Origin of the sequence: Flavobacterium weaverense (assembly GCF_003688495.1) — a bacterium.
GTDB lineage: Bacteria > Bacteroidota > Bacteroidia > Flavobacteriales > Flavobacteriaceae > Flavobacterium > Flavobacterium weaverense.
Map to the genome: position 1 here is coordinate 150,517 of NZ_REFH01000007.1, position 15,363 is coordinate 165,879.

General features: G+C 34.1%; 8 protein-coding genes and 1 tRNA gene. 6 read left to right on the top strand and 3 right to left on the bottom strand.

Features of this window, described 5'->3' with window-relative positions:
• Positions 1-52: 52 nt before the first annotated feature.
• Positions 53-3,364, bottom strand: a complete 3,312-nt coding sequence (locus BC961_RS00710) for a DUF2723 domain-containing protein (RefSeq protein ID WP_121923946.1) — start codon at positions 3,362-3,364, stop codon at positions 53-55.
• 237 nt (positions 3,365-3,601) lie between these two features.
• On the opposite strand from BC961_RS00710, the gene BC961_RS00715 reads away from it, so the two are divergent.
• Positions 3,602-3,672 (top strand) — tRNA-Gln (locus BC961_RS00715).
• A 60-nt stretch (positions 3,673-3,732) separates the two neighbouring features.
• On the opposite strand, the gene BC961_RS00720 is transcribed toward BC961_RS00715, so the two are convergent.
• Positions 3,733-4,557 carry a universal stress protein gene (locus BC961_RS00720; protein WP_121923947.1) on the bottom strand — a complete coding sequence of 275 codons (825 nt, stop codon included), beginning with the start codon at positions 4,555-4,557 and terminating at the stop codon, positions 3,733-3,735.
• A gap of 178 nt (positions 4,558-4,735) precedes the next feature.
• Between BC961_RS00720 and rimP the strand changes: the two genes are divergently transcribed.
• The 3 genes from rimP (at position 4,736) to infB (ending at position 9,495) form a co-directional block, all read left to right on the top strand.
• Positions 4,736-5,200: a ribosome assembly cofactor RimP gene (rimP, locus tag BC961_RS00725; protein WP_121923948.1), complete on the top strand. Its 465-nt coding sequence runs from the start codon at positions 4,736-4,738 to the stop codon at positions 5,198-5,200.
• A gap of 13 nt (positions 5,201-5,213) precedes the next feature.
• Positions 5,214-6,467 carry a transcription termination factor NusA gene (gene nusA / locus BC961_RS00730; RefSeq protein WP_121923949.1) on the top strand — a complete coding sequence of 418 codons (1,254 nt, stop codon included), beginning with the start codon at positions 5,214-5,216 and terminating at the stop codon, positions 6,465-6,467.
• Positions 6,468-6,579: 112 nt separating this feature from the next.
• Complete coding sequence (infB, locus tag BC961_RS00735; protein WP_121923950.1) at positions 6,580-9,495, top strand: translation initiation factor IF-2; 2,916 nt, start codon at positions 6,580-6,582, stop codon at positions 9,493-9,495.
• An 848-nt stretch (positions 9,496-10,343) separates the two neighbouring features.
• Here the strand turns inward: infB and BC961_RS00740 are convergent.
• Positions 10,344-10,733 (bottom strand): SPOR domain-containing protein, encoded by a 390-nt coding sequence (locus BC961_RS00740; RefSeq protein WP_121923951.1) that lies wholly within the window; start codon positions 10,731-10,733, stop codon positions 10,344-10,346.
• A gap of 215 nt (positions 10,734-10,948) precedes the next feature.
• Here BC961_RS00740 and BC961_RS00745 point away from each other — a divergent pair, with 215 nt between their 5' ends.
• Positions 10,949-12,277 (top strand): c-type cytochrome, encoded by a 1,329-nt coding sequence (locus BC961_RS00745; RefSeq protein WP_121923952.1) that lies wholly within the window; start codon positions 10,949-10,951, stop codon positions 12,275-12,277.
• A 29-nt stretch (positions 12,278-12,306) separates the two neighbouring features.
• On the top strand, positions 12,307-15,363 hold the full coding sequence (locus BC961_RS00750) for a TAT-variant-translocated molybdopterin oxidoreductase (RefSeq protein ID WP_121923953.1): 3,057 nt from the start codon (positions 12,307-12,309) through the stop codon (positions 15,361-15,363).

Below are 15,363 nucleotides of genomic sequence, written 5' to 3' on the forward strand. Positions count from 1 at the left end.
TAATTCACTCAACTCATTTTAGTATTAATTAATTACTATTTTTTTTCGAAAATTATTCTTCGTCACGCTCAAAACGCTCAAACATTTTGATATACGTATTAAAAGTAATTTTATGCTTGTTGTAGAAAGCTGTATCGTCATTTTCTTTCATCACTTGCAGTAAGCTTCTATAACGCTCGAGATCAATAATTATAGGCGTTGCAATACTGCTTTGCTCAGAAGCTTTAAGCTTTCCGTAATAGTTCAGATTGTCTTGGTATTTACCAATAAGTTTTTCTAATAATTGTTGAGCTTTTACTTTCTCATCAATTTTGTAATATCCAGCAGCAAAAGGTTCTACTAATGAATAATAGCCAAAATAGTCGACTGGCATTTTAGCCATTGCTAATTCGATTATATTTTTAGCTTTTTCTTTCTTGCCTTCAGCAATCAATTGATTCATTAATCTAGATAGATTTGATCGATAGGTAATACTATTTCTTCTAGTTTCAGGATCGTGGTATATTTTTGCACTATCGCTATTTCCCCAATCCCATTTCATCACTTTGTCGTACATCTTGTCACTATCAATTTGTCCCATTTCAAGTGGTCCACCTTCTTTAGGTATTGCAGTTTTTACCGGTACTAATTTATAAACCATACCTTCTAACTGAAGATAGTCTTTCATCCAGATATAGTCTTCATTGTCAAAAGCACCTCCACTGAAATAGATAGGTCGCTTCCAGTTGTTGTTAGCTACGATATCAAGCATCATTAATCTATTTTTATACAATGCACCTCCCTTAATATCTACATCGATGTAAGGAACGATAGAGTCGTTGTATTTAGGAGAAACCACTTTATTCTTAATGATAATATCCTTGTCAACTGGAATTCTAATTTTATTAGTCGGATAGAAATGAATCGTTTGACCATTTTGCATTCCTACTGTTGATTTTGGATTTTTAATGAAATCCATAAAATCTTTAATATCCCATCTGCTTTCAACTTTTGGAATATGAGCGACATAATCTAAATTATCACCTACATATTGATCGTGAGTGAAAGAAATAGGTAATGGATCTGATTCGTACGTTTTGGTTTTCATCTGATCGATATACCAGTCAGTCATAAATAAACTTGTATTTACAATTTTAACGTCAGTTCGTATTCCTTCAATTTCTTGTGCGTACCAAAGTGGGAATGTGTCATTATCACCTATGGTAAATAAAATAGCATTTGGATCACAAGAAGTAAGGTATGCTTTTGCCATTGACAAAGCTGTGTACTTACCAGAACGATCATGGTCATCCCAGTTTTGTGACGCCATAAGTACAGGAGCTGCAAGTAAACTGGCTGCAATAATGATAGGTCCTGCTATTTTTGGAGCTAAATACTTTTGAACACTTTCGTATATCGCATAGACGCCAAAACCAATCCAGATGGCAAAGACATAAAAGGAACCAACTAGTGCATAATCTCTTTCCCTTGGTTCGAAAGGTCTTTCATTCAGATATATTTTTAATGCAATACCTGTGAAGAGAAACAGTGCTAGCAACACATAGAAGCTTTTTAAATCTTTATTGGCGTGATACATTAAACCGATTAAGCCGAGAATAAATGGTAAAAAGAAATAAACGTTTCTTCCTTTATTGTTTAACACATCTGCAGGCAAATTGTCTTGACTTCCTAAATGTAAACTGTCTATAAAAGATATTCCACTTAACCAGTTTCCGTCTAAGTAATCATATCGGCCTTGAACATCATTTTGACGACCAACGAAATTCCACATTAAATACCTCCAATACATATAGCCAAATTGGTACTCAACCATAAAGCCAAGATTATCTGCTGTAGTAGGTTTTTCGACAATTAAATAATCGCCGTAACTTTTAAGAAATTTTACATAGCCTTCGTTATCAATTTGTTTTTGAGCGTACGCTTGTCTAAACTCATTGATTGTTTTCTCTGTTTCTTGCTTAAGTTGCGCAATAGCTTTGTTGTAATCTTCCTCTGTTAATTCACTTGGATCAATACCGTATTTCGCTAAATCATCTTCGTATGGATAATTAGGATTAAGTCTGAACGCTGGTGGATTTGTGAAATTCATATAGTTTTCGATATGTCCGTCACTCCACATCCTTGGCAAAATCGTTTTCTGATTGTCGTCCGTGTTTTGAGAAGCGTTTTTGAAGTTATTTACAATAACATATTTTCCAGTTTTATAATCTCTTTCATAATTGGGAGCTTTGTCGTGGTACGGATTGTTTTTGTCTAATCCAGCAAAGTTCTCAGTGTATTGTGGTCCGTAAAACAAAGGATTTACACCGTATTGCTCTCTATTATAATAAGCTAATACTTCACGCGCATCCGAAGGTTTGTTTTCATTAATTACCGTATTTGCATTTGCACGAACAGGCAACATAATCCATGTAGAAAATCCAACCAAAATAAAAAGAATACAAAGAATTAAGGTGTTGTAAGTTACTAAGCCTTTACTCTTAGTGTACTTTAATCCAAAGTAAAATAATGCAATTAGTAAAGCGGTCACAAGTATTGTCCCAGAGTCAAATGGTAGTCCTAAGCTATTTACCATAAATACTTCGGTTTGACCAAAGAATCCCATAGTAAGAGGTAATAATAATTTAAAGATGAACAGTAAAACTCCAACCACAACAATATTCGCAATGACGAAACTCTTTATTGTAACTACTTTATAATGTTTAAAGAAATATAAAAATCCTATTGCAGGAATCGTCAATAATGCCATAAAGTGCACTCCAAAAGAAAGTCCAATGACAAGCGATATGATTAACAACCATCTATTTCCTCTAGGTTTGTTCATATCTTGCTCCCAGCGTAAACCGAGCCAAAACAGTAACGCAATAAATAAAGAGGCCATGGCATAAACTTCGGCTTCAACAGCATTAAACCAAAAACTATCAGAGAACGTGTACGCTAAAGCTCCTACAAAGGAACTTCCTAATATTACAATTTCATTACTTTTATTAATTTGTGTGTCTAAATTATTTTCAACATCTGCAGTTTTAAATCGAATAACTAATTTTCTTAAAATTATCGAAGAAGACCAAAACAAAAATAAAATGGTGAATGCACTTGAAAATACAGACATCATATTTACCATCAAAGCAATTTTTGTGTCATCCGTCGCGAACATCGCGAAAAAAGCACCTATCATTTGGTATAACGGAGCTCCAGGAGGGTGTCCAACCTCTAATTTAGCAGCGGTGGCAATGTATTCTCCACAATCCCAAAAGCTCATGGTAGGTTCAACGGTTAAAGTATAGGTTAATAATGCTATCCCAAATGTAAGCCAACCAATGATTGTATTCCATTTATTGAAATTGAAACTTGCTTTATCCATGTCAAAAATTAAATTTAAATGTAAGTTGCAAAGAAAATCTTTTTTTGTTTATAGATGTAGTCATTAACAAAAATTTCTCGAAAAGTACTATATATTATTAAAGTATTGATAGTGAATGTCTTTGCTGATCTTTAATTTTGACTTTAAAATTAATTTGATTTTTTTTTGACAAAAAGGCTTAAAAAGTTTGCGCAAACTAAAATTTATTCTAAATTTGCACTCGCTTAGCAGCAATGCTGGTCTATGGTGTAATGGTAACACAACTGTTTTTGGTGCAGTCTTTCTAGGTTCGAGTCCTAGTAGACCAACAGAAAACCCCTCATTTATGAGGGGTTTTTTTATGCATTTTATTTTTTTGATGATTCGTTTTATATTTTAAATGTGATAACGGGTCTTGGATTATGATTTACTAAATCTTGGGTTACGCTTCCATTTATAAAATGAGCTATTCCTGTTCTTCCGTGAGTGCAGATTGCGATTAAGTCAGCTTCCATTTTAGTTGCAAAATTTGTAATACCATTTTCAATCGTGCTGTCATTAAAGATATTTAAAGTGTAGTTTTTAAAGTTATACTTTTGAATGAATTCCTCCATTTTTATTTCAGATTCGATTGTAGTCTTAAAGCTGTTAGGAGTTGAAATTACTACTAGATCTATTTGAGATTTAAAAATAGAAGCAAATTTGAGTAAGCTTTCAAATGGTGCATGCGCTTCATTAGAAAAATCAGTAGGAAACACTATTTTTTTAAAAGTTGAAGTTCCAATGTCGTCTTTAACGATTAAAACAGGTTTGTCTGAAAGTCGAACTATTTTTTCAGCATTCGACCCAATTAATATTTCTTTTAAACCTGAAGCGCCATTAGAACCCATAACAATCAAATCAATTTCATTTTTTTTGGTATATGATAAAATCCCGTCAAACGCAGTTTCAATTTGGACAGCAATAAAAACCGAAATGCCTTCTAAGTATGAATTTTGTGCTATGGTTTGTAGAGTTTCATTTGCTTTATCAATGAAGAGCATTGCTTCAGGAATTAGGCTTTGTGCTTTTATTCCAGTGTCTATGTGGCTGGGTAGTTCTATTAAGTGCAATAAATATATTTGGGAATCATTTTCTCGAGCAATAAGAGCTGCGGTTCTAAGTGCATTTTCTGCATACTGGGAAAAATCGGTTGGAACTAAAATACGTTTCATACAGTAAAAGTGTTAATTTATTAAAGAAAATACTTATTTAAATCATCTATTAAAGGTAAGATTTTTTTTTAGAGCAATCGATTATTTTAGTTTATAAAAAAAACACTATATTTGCACCGTTATTTATTAAAATCTAGATAATGAGGGGACTAATATGTCCCCTCTTTTTATAAAAAATATGACATTTAAAGAAAAAGTAAATACGTTGCTGATAGAATGCCTTTTAGAAAAGCCATCTATTTTTTTGATAGACCTTATTATCACTGATGCTTTCAAGGTTATTGTGAATCTAGACGGGGATGATGGAGTAGCGCTTCAGGATTGTATTGATGTGAGTCGTTTTATAGACGCACACTTGGACCGTGAGGAACAAGATTACTCTTTAGAAGTGGCGTCAGTAGGGGTTGGGTCGCCACTGAAGTTAGTTAGACAGTACAAGAAAAATATAGGTAGAACATTGATTGTTAAGACAGAAGCAGAAACAATAGAAGCAGAATTAGTGGAAGCTGATGATGATTTTGTAGTTTTGTCTTGGGAAGCAAGAGAGCCTAAGAAAATTGGAAAAGGAAAAGAAACAGTTCAAAAAGAATTGAAACTTCCTTACGGAAATATTAAAGAAGCAATTGTTACAGTAACATTTTAATTAAAGAATTCGCATGGAAAACTTAGCATTAATCGATTCATTCTCTGAGTTTAAAGATGATAAACTTATTGATCGTGTAACGCTTATGGCAATTTTAGAAGATGTATTTAGAAATGCATTGAAAAAAAAATACGGATCAGACGATAATTTCGATATTATTATAAATCCTGATAAGGGAGATATGGAAATTTGGAGAAGGAGAGTAATCGTTGCTGATGAGGATCTGGATTTTGAAAACGAAGAAATTACATTAACAGAGGCTAGAAAAATCGAATCTGATTTTGAGATTGGAGAAGAAGTTTCAGAAGAGGTGAAATTAATTGACTTAGGTAGAAGAGCTATTTTAGCTTTACGCCAAAATTTAATTTCTAAAATTCATGAGCATGACAATACAAATCTTTACAAGCAGTTTAAAGATTTAGTTGGAGATATTTATACAGCGGAAGTGCATCACGTAAGACCTAGAGTTGTTATTTTAGTTGATGATGAAGGTAACGAAATTGTATTGCCAAAAGAAAAACAAATTCCATCTGACTTTTTCCGTAAAGGAGATAATGTAAGAGGAATTATTGAAAGCGTTGAATTGAAAGGAAACAAACCTCAAATTATTATGTCTAGAACTTCTGAGAAGTTTTTAGAAAAATTGTTTGAACAAGAAATTCCAGAAGTTTTTGACGGTTTAATTATGGTTAAAAAAGTTGTAAGGATACCTGGTGAAAAAGCAAAAGTAGCTGTTGATTCTTATGATGATAGAATTGATCCAGTAGGAGCTTGTGTGGGAATGAAAGGTTCTCGTATTCACGGAATTGTTCGTGAATTAGGAAATGAAAATATTGACGTTATCAATTATACTAGTAATATTCAATTGTTTATTACTAGAGCATTAAGTCCAGCAAAGGTTTCTTCTATTAAAATTAATGAAGAAACTAAAAGAGCAGAAGTTTTCTTGAAGCTTGAAGAAGTTTCGAAAGCTATTGGTCGTGGTGGGCATAATATTAAATTAGCAGGTTTATTAACCGGTTATGAATTAGATGTTATTCGCGAAGGTGATGTTGCTGGTGCAACTGCCGATGAGGATGATGTTGAATTAACTGAGTTTTCAGATGAAATTGAAGACTGGGTTATTGAAGAGTTTGCAAAAATTGGTTTAGATACAGCAAAAAGTATTTTGAAACATGATGTAGATGATTTAGTGAGAAGAACAGACCTAGAAGAGGAAACGATTCTAGATGTAATGAGAATATTGAAAGAAGAATTTGACAATTAGTCAGTAGTTCTTCAACGATAAACACGCCGCTTTACAATGAATTCTTATTCGATAGGTATCGAGTCGGGAGTAAAGCGAGGAATAACAAAAAAGATAATAATAAAAAGGTTTTATGTCTGAAGAGAGAATTATTAGAATAAACAAAGTTTTAAGGGAATTGAATATTTCTTTGGAAAGAGCTGTGGATTATCTAAAAGATAAGGGAATTGCTATTGAGTCAAATCCAAACACAAAAATTTCTGATGATGTATACAAAGTCTTGTGCGGTCAATTTGCTGGTGACAAGGGGAATAAAGAAGCTTCTAAAGAAGTAGGAGAAGAAAAAAGAAAAGAGAAAGAAGCTTTGCGTTTAGAGCGCGAAAAGGAAATTGAAGACAAGCGTAAAGTTGAGGAAGATCGCCTTAAGCAACAGGAAGTGATAAAAGCGAGAGCGGTTATTGCAGGTCCAGTTCAAGTAGGTAAAATTGATCTTAATCCTAAAAAGCCTTCAATCATTGCACCGGTGAAAGCAGTTGAAAAAGTTGAAACTCCAGTAGCTAAAGTTGCTGAAGTAAAACCAGAAATTGCAGAAGCTAAGGCTGAAAAAGTTGTTGCTGAAAAGCCTATTCAGGAAAAGCCTTTAGAAGAAAAAGCTGTTGCAGATAAAAAAGTAGTTAAATCGATTCCTGGAATTAAAGAAGTTAAAGTAGAAGCTCCGAAAGAAGTTGCTGCTGAAACTGTAGCTGCGCCAAAAGCGGATGCTGTTAAGTCTGATGAAGCTCCAGTGGATGAAACTATTGCTACACAATATCAAAAGTTGTCTGGTACAACTTTGACAGGTCAAATAATTGATTTATCTCAATTTAATAAACCTAAAAAGAAAAAAGAAGAGCCTAAGATTACTCCTAATAAACCAGGAGCTCCGGGATCTGCTGCTGCTGCAAATGCAAATAAAAATAAGCGTAAAAGGATTGCTCCTAAACCAGGTGCTCCAAGACCGCCTGCAATACCAGGAGTTCCAGGTGCGCCAAATCCTAACAAGATTACACCTAATGTAGGTGGTGGTGGATTTAACGCTAATAGAAGTTCAAGACCGGGATTTGTTAAAGGAAACCGACCAGCAATTGTTGCTAAAGTTGAGCCGACAGAAGAAGAAGTTAAAAATCAAATTAGAGAGACTTTAGAGAAACTACAAGGTAAAGGTGGAAAATCTAAAGCTGCTAAATATAGAAGAGATAAAAGGGATACACACCGTCAGAAATCTGATGAGGAGCAAAGAGCTATTGACGAAGGAAGTAAAACCATTAAGGTTACTGAGTTTGTAACAGTAGGTGAAATTGCCATCATGATGGATGTGCCAATTACTAAAGTTATTGGTACGTGTATGTCACTTGGAATCATGGTTACCATGAACCAAAGATTAGATGCAGAAACTTTAACTATTGTAGCAGATGAGTTTGGCTACGAAGTTGAGTTTATTACTGTAGATATTGAAGAAGCAATACAAGTTGTAGAAGATAGAGAGGAAGACTTAGTTTTTAGAGCTCCTATTGTAACTGTGATGGGTCACGTCGATCACGGTAAAACATCTTTACTGGATTACATCCGTAAGGAAAATGTTATTGCAGGTGAATCTGGAGGAATTACACAACATATTGGTGCCTACGGAGTAACATTAGATAACGGACAAAAAATTGCATTTTTAGATACTCCTGGTCACGAAGCGTTTACCGCGATGCGTGCACGTGGAGCGCAAGTTACAGATATTGCTATTATTGTAATTGCAGCTGATGATGACATCATGCCGCAAACGAAAGAAGCAATTAGCCACGCACAAGCTGCAAATGTTCCTATTATTTTCGCAATCAATAAAATTGATAAGCCTAACTCTAATGTAGAGAAGATAAAAGAGAAATTAGCAGGTATGAATTTACTTGTTGAAGACTGGGGTGGTAAAATTCAATCACATGATATTTCTGCAAAAGTAGGAACTGGTGTGAAAGAGTTATTGGAGAAAGTATTACTAGAAGCAGAATTGCTTGATTTGAAATCTAATCCAAATAAAGCGGCACAAGGAACAGTTGTTGAAGCATTCTTAGATAAAGGAAAAGGATATGTTTCTACAATTTTAGTTCAAAACGGAACACTGAAAGTAGGAGATTATATGTTAGCTGGAAAACATCATGGTAAAATTAAAGCCATGCATGATGAAAGAGGAAATATAGTTTCTGTTGCAGGTCCTTCAACTCCAGTATCAGTTTTAGGTCTTGATGGAGCAGCTACTGCAGGTGACAAGTTCAATGTATTCGAAGAAGAAAAAGAAGCAAAACAAATTGCATCTAAACGTTCTCAATTAATGCGTGAGCAATCTGTTCGTACACAACGTCACATTACTTTAGATGAAATTGGACGTAGAATCGCGTTAGGTCAATTTAAAGAATTGAACATTATCCTTAAAGGAGATGTTGATGGGTCAGTTGAAGCATTATCTGATTCATTCTCTAAATTGTCTACTGAAGAAATTCAAATCAATATTATACATAAGGGTGTTGGTGCAATTACAGAAACTGACGTAATGTTAGCTTCTGCATCTGATGCAATTATTATTGGATTTAACGTTCGTCCTGCTGGAAATGCTAGACAATTAGCTGATAAAGAAGAAATCGATATCCGTTATTATTCTATTATCTACGCGGCGATTGATGACTTGAAAGATGCAATGGAAGGAATGTTAGCACCTGAAATGAAAGAAGAGATTCTGGGTACTGCAGAAATTAGAGAGATATTCAAAATTTCTAAAGTTGGTTCAATTGCTGGTTGTATGGTTATGGATGGTAAAATTGTTAAAAATGCCAAAATGCGTATCATTAGAGAAGGGGTTGTTGTATTTACAGGAGAGTTGTTAGCGTTGAAACGTTTCAAGGATGATGTAAAAGATGTAGCTAAAGGATATGATTGTGGTGTTCAAGTGAAAGGATATAATGATATCGAAGAAAGAGATATTATTGAATCGTACCATGAGGTAGCAATCAAAAAGAAATTGAAATAGTATTTCAGATAAATAAATTAAAAAATCCCGATTCGTCGGGATTTTTTGTGTTTTAGAATAAGGGTTTTTATTCTTATGACTTAAAGTTAACATCGAAAGTAAGAACTAATAGATGTAATTTACAATTTTTGAGCAAAAATAAATTTAGGGTTACAAAAATGCCTTGTAATTGACGTTGGTAAAAATCTTAGTTTGAAATTTTATTCAAAGTTTTGTAATTGTTGTTGAATTTTATGGAAATAATTTGATAAGACAGTCTTTCTTGAAATCTTATTTATTGAGCTTAAAAACGTTTAGTAGAGATCTCAGATTGATTATTTCGAATTTCCTTCATTGCGAAAAAAACACTTTAATAAAGTTGATTTGAATATCAAAATACTGAAAGTGTTTGATCTCATTTCGTGGAATGAGAAAAATTGGTTTAGGTTTAATTAAAACTACCTATTCGTATAAAAATCAAACTCCTTTTAATTTGAATTACTATTAGTGTCTTAAAACAATCAAGCATGTAGAATTTGTTTATTAAATATTGCTGATGAATGCTATAATGCACTGAGGCAAATTAGGATCTGTTGTGTTAATTTTGATAACTATCACTAACATAAAATTTTTCTTTAATGATTAGCGCTTTATCATAGTTTTAATCATTAAGTAACGTAATTGATATGATGGTTTTGGTTTAGTGCTTATGATTTCCGTAGTTGTCGAAGAACTGCGCATTTCATACAATAAATCATTTTCGAAACTTAATTACATTATTATTTAAAATCCTTTGTGCCAAACTTCATAAAAACAAGAAAGACCACTTAGTTACAGTGGTCTTTCTTGTTTCTACAAAATGTGAAAATCTATTTAGTTGGTTTTATCAAATGAACGTTGTTATATCTCTTTCTAATTTCAATTAAATTTCGCTCTGCTTCAATACGAGTTTTGTAATTTCCAACCCAAACTTTGTAATTTGGTGTGAAAAAAAAGATGGTTCCATCGGTGTCTCTAAATTCTTGTCGAAATTCATTTAAAGTACTTTTCGCCTTTTCACTGTCGCCACTAAAGATTTGAATTTGATATCTCTCATTTACAACATTTGAAAAGTTGCTTTTTCTCTTTTCGTTGAGCAAATTTTCGAATTTAGAGTCTTGTCTTACAGTAATGTTTCCACGTTGCGCATTTGCATAAATGCTACAAACTAGTAATGTCAATGTTATATAAAATGCTTTTGTACGGGCTAAAATTCTCATAATGTGATTGTTTTTGTGCAAAAATAATATTTAATGGCTGATGCCAAACTGTAATTGTTATTTAGAATTGATATAAATTGAAATTAAGACTATTTTAAGGTTTTGAGAATAGTTCTTAAGTCGTATTTTTGTCGAAGTTTTAAAATAAAGGACTAGTTTTTATAAATCACTTAGAAAAAACTGTGCCAATTTTTATTAGATAATCATTATATAATATGAAAAAGGTGGGTAACCATAATTCGATCGCAAAGAAATTATTTATAGGCTTAGCCTTATCGTTAATTTTTTCTTTAAATTCATTCGCTCAAGACGCTGCTCCGGTAGCTGATGACGCTGCGGCTCCTGCTGCAACAAGTGGTGGAGATGCTGTAAAAGGTAAAGAATTGTTCAATGCAAATTGTGCGGCATGTCACAAAATGGATGCTAAAGCTACTGGACCCGCACTTAGAGGTGTGGCTGGCAAATATGACACTCCATGGCTGTACAAATGGATTAGAAATAGTTCTGAATTAATTAAATCTGGAGATGCTCAAGCAGTAAAGGTTTACAATGAAAACAATAAAGCAGTTATGTCTGCTTTTCCACAATTGTCTGATTCAGATATTGATAATATCTTAGCATATACATCAGAACCTAAAGTTGAAGCTCCTGCTGCAGCTGCTGGAACTGTTGCTGTTCCTGGAACTTCAGTTTCTGATAGTGGAATTTCAAACAACATTATTCTAGGTGCTTTAGCACTTGTTATGGTTGTTTTAGTTGTTATGTTATTCTTGGTAAATAAAGTTTTATCTAAAGTAGCAAAAGTAAACGGAATAGAGGTAGAGCCAAAAACGGCTACAACTCCTATTTGGAAAGCATTCGTAAGAAATCAATTTTTAGTATTAGTAACTGCGATATTCTTGTTGTTAGCAAGTGCATATTTCGTGTACGGTTTCTTAATGCAGATAGGTGTTGATCAAGATTACGCTCCAATACAGCCAATCCATTACTCACACAGGATTCACGCTGGTGATAATGAGATTAACTGTAAATATTGCCACTCTGCTGCTAGAGTTAGTAAGAACGCTGGAATACCTTCGTTAAATGTTTGTATGAACTGTCATAAGAACATTGGTGAAGTTGCTGAAAGTACTGCTACACCTGAGTACAGCAAAGCTTTTTACGATGAGCAAATCCAGAAACTATATACAGCGGTGGGTTGGGATCCAGCAAGCCAAAGTTATACTGGAAAAACACAACCTGTTAAATGGGTTCGTATCCATAACTTACCTGATTTTGTATACTTCAATCACTCTCAACACGTAACTGTTGCTGGAATTGAATGTCAGACTTGTCACGGACCAGTTCAAGAGTATGAAATTCAGAAACAATTCGCTCCATTAACTATGGGTTGGTGTATTGATTGCCACAGAAAGACTGACGTTAAAATGGAAGGGAATGAATATTACACTAAAATTCATGCTGAACTTTCTAAGAAATACGGTGTTGAGAAATTGACTGCTGCCCAAATGGGAGGTTTAGAATGTGGTAAATGCCATTATTAATCAAATTATTAAGTTTTTAATATTTATATATGTCATCAAACAAAAAATACTGGAAAAGTGTTGAAGAACTAGACAAAAATAGTTCTATTGTTGAGGCGCTTAGAAATAACGAATTTGTTGAAGAAATTCCTACTGATGAATTTTTAGGAAATGGTGATGCATTATCATCTTCATCAACATCACGTCGTGATTTTTTAAAGTACGTTGGTTTTAGTACTGCGGCGGCAACGCTTGCAGCTTGCGAGGGTCCTGTAAACAAATCGATACCTTACGTTCTTCAGCCAGAGCAAATCATTCCTGGAGTTTCAGATTATTATGCAACTTCAGTTTTTGATGGATTTGATTTCGCTAATCTTTTAGTGAAAACACGCGAAGGTCGTCCTATTAAAATTGATAATAATACGATCGATGGAGCTAAGTTTAGCGCTAATGCTAGAATCCATGCGTCTATATTGTCGCTTTATGACAGTATGCGTTTGAAGGAGCCTAAAGTAGAAGGTAAAGCTTCAACTTGGACTGCTGTAGATTCTAAAATTAAAACTAGTATAGCTGATGCTACTGCGACTGGTGGCCAAGTTGTTCTTCTAACTAACACTTTAGCTAGTCCATCAACTGAAAAGCTTGTCGCTGAATTTTTATCTAAGAATTCAAATGCTAAACACGTTATTTACGATGCAGTATCTGAATCTGAAGCTTTAGATGCTTTCGAATCAGTTTACGGTGAAAGAGCGTTAGTTGATTATGACTTTTCTAAAGCGTCACTTATCGTATCTGTTGGAGCTGATTTCCTTGGTGATTGGCAAGGTGGTGGATACGGTGCTGGATATGCTAAAGGAAGAAGTCCTAAATTAGGAATGATGTCACGTCACTTCCAATTAGAGTCTAATATGACTTTATCTGGTGCTGCTGCTGATAAGCGTTTGGCAATGTCAACTGCTAATCAAAAACAAGCATTAGTTCATATATATAATATTGTAACAGGTTCAGCTGTAGGCGTAACTTTAGATGCTGCTTTTAAAGCAGAGGTTACTAAAGCGGCTCAGCAATTAAAGGCAGCTGGATCTAAAGGTCTATTGGTTTCTGGTATTCAAGATAAAAACGCACAATTATTAGTTTTGGCTATTAACCAAAATTTATCAAGTGAGTCTTTTAGTACAGCAGGCGTTAGACAAATTAGAAAAGGTTCGAATGCTAAAGTAATGCAGTTAATTGCAGATATGAAAGCAGGTAGTGTTCATACACTAATGATGAGTGGCGTTAACCCTGTATATACTTTAGCAGACAGTAATTCTTTCGTAGAAGGAATTAAAAAAGTTAAAACAACAGTTTCTTTTTCTCTTAAAGAAGATGAAACGGCTTCGATTAGTACAATCGCAGCTGCAGTTCCTCATTATTTAGAGTCATGGAATGATGTTAGTATTACAAAAGGTACTTACGGAATTACTCAACCAACAATTCGTCCATTATTTAATACAAAACAATTTCAAGATATTTTATTGTCTTTGAATGGTGTTTCTGGGACGTTTTACGATTATATTAAAACGAATGCTTCTTCAATGATCTCTGGTTCATCTTGGAATAAAGTTTTACATGATGGTATATACGTTGGTGCTGCTTCAAGCCTTTCTGGTGGTTCAGCTGATTATAGTGCTGCTGCAAATGCTCTAGCGCAATCAAAAGCTTCACAAGGTCTAGAATTAGTATTGTATACTAAAACTGGAATGGGAGATGGTCAACAAGCAAACAATCCATGGTTGCAAGAATTTCCAGATCCAATCACAAGAGTTTCATGGGATAACTATGTTACTGTTTCGAATGCAGATGCGAAGAAATACGAACTTCATAATGAAATCGTTGCAAATGGTGGTCTTAACGGAAGTTATGCTACTATTACTACGGCTGACGGATTGAAATTAGAAAATGTTCCAGTAATTGTTCAACCAGGTCAAGCTGTTGGTACAGTTGGATTAGCATTAGGTTACGGTCGCAAGGCTGCTCTTAAAGAAGAAATGATGGTAGGTTTAAATGCTTACTCTCTATATAAAGGTTTCAATAATGTACAGTCTATTACTTTAGCTAAGGCTGGAGGAGAGCATGAGTTCGCTTCTGTTCAAGGGCAAAAAACATTAATGGGTAGAGGAGATATTATCAAAGAAACTTCTTTGGAAATCTTCAATACTAAAGATGCAAAGGTTTGGAATCCACAACCTATGGTTTCATTAGATCATAAAGAAGTAGAAGCTACTAAAGTAGATTTATGGACTTCATTTGATCGTAGTACTGGTCATCATTTTAATCTTTCGATTGACTTGAATTCATGTACAGGATGCGGAGCTTGTGTAATAGCTTGTCACGCTGAAAATAACGTTCCAGTTGTTGGTAAATCTGAAATTAGAAGAAGCCGTGATATGCACTGGTTGCGTATTGATAGATATTACTCTTCTGAAAGTACTTTTGCTGGTGATAACGAAAGAAAAGAAAATATTGAAGGTTTATCAAGTTCGTTATCTACGTTCAACGAGATGGAGAAAGCAGGTGATAATCCTCAGGTTTCATTTCAGCCTGTAATGTGTCAGCATTGTAATCATGCTCCTTGTGAAACTGTTTGTCCTGTAGCTGCGACTTCTCATGGTCGTCAAGGTCAAAACCAAATGGCTTACAACAGATGTGTTGGTACTCGTTACTGTGCTAACAACTGTCCTTATAAAGTGCGTCGTTTTAACTGGTTCTTGTATAACAAGAATAGTGAATTTGATTATAATATGAATGACGATTTAGGACGTATGGTTTTAAATCCTGATGTGAATGTTCGTTCTCGTGGTGTAATGGAAAAATGTTCTATGTGTATTCAAATGACACAAGCTACAATTTTGAAAGCAAAAAGAGAAGGAAGAGTTGTAGTTGATGGTGAATTCCAAACTGCATGTTCAAATGCTTGTTCTACTGGAGCAATGAAATTTGGTGATGTAAATGATTCTGAAGCTGAAATTACTAAATTAGCAGCTGATGAAAGAATGTATCATTTATTAGAGCATGTTGGAACAAAACCAAATGTGATTTATCACGTTAAAGTTAGAAATACCTAG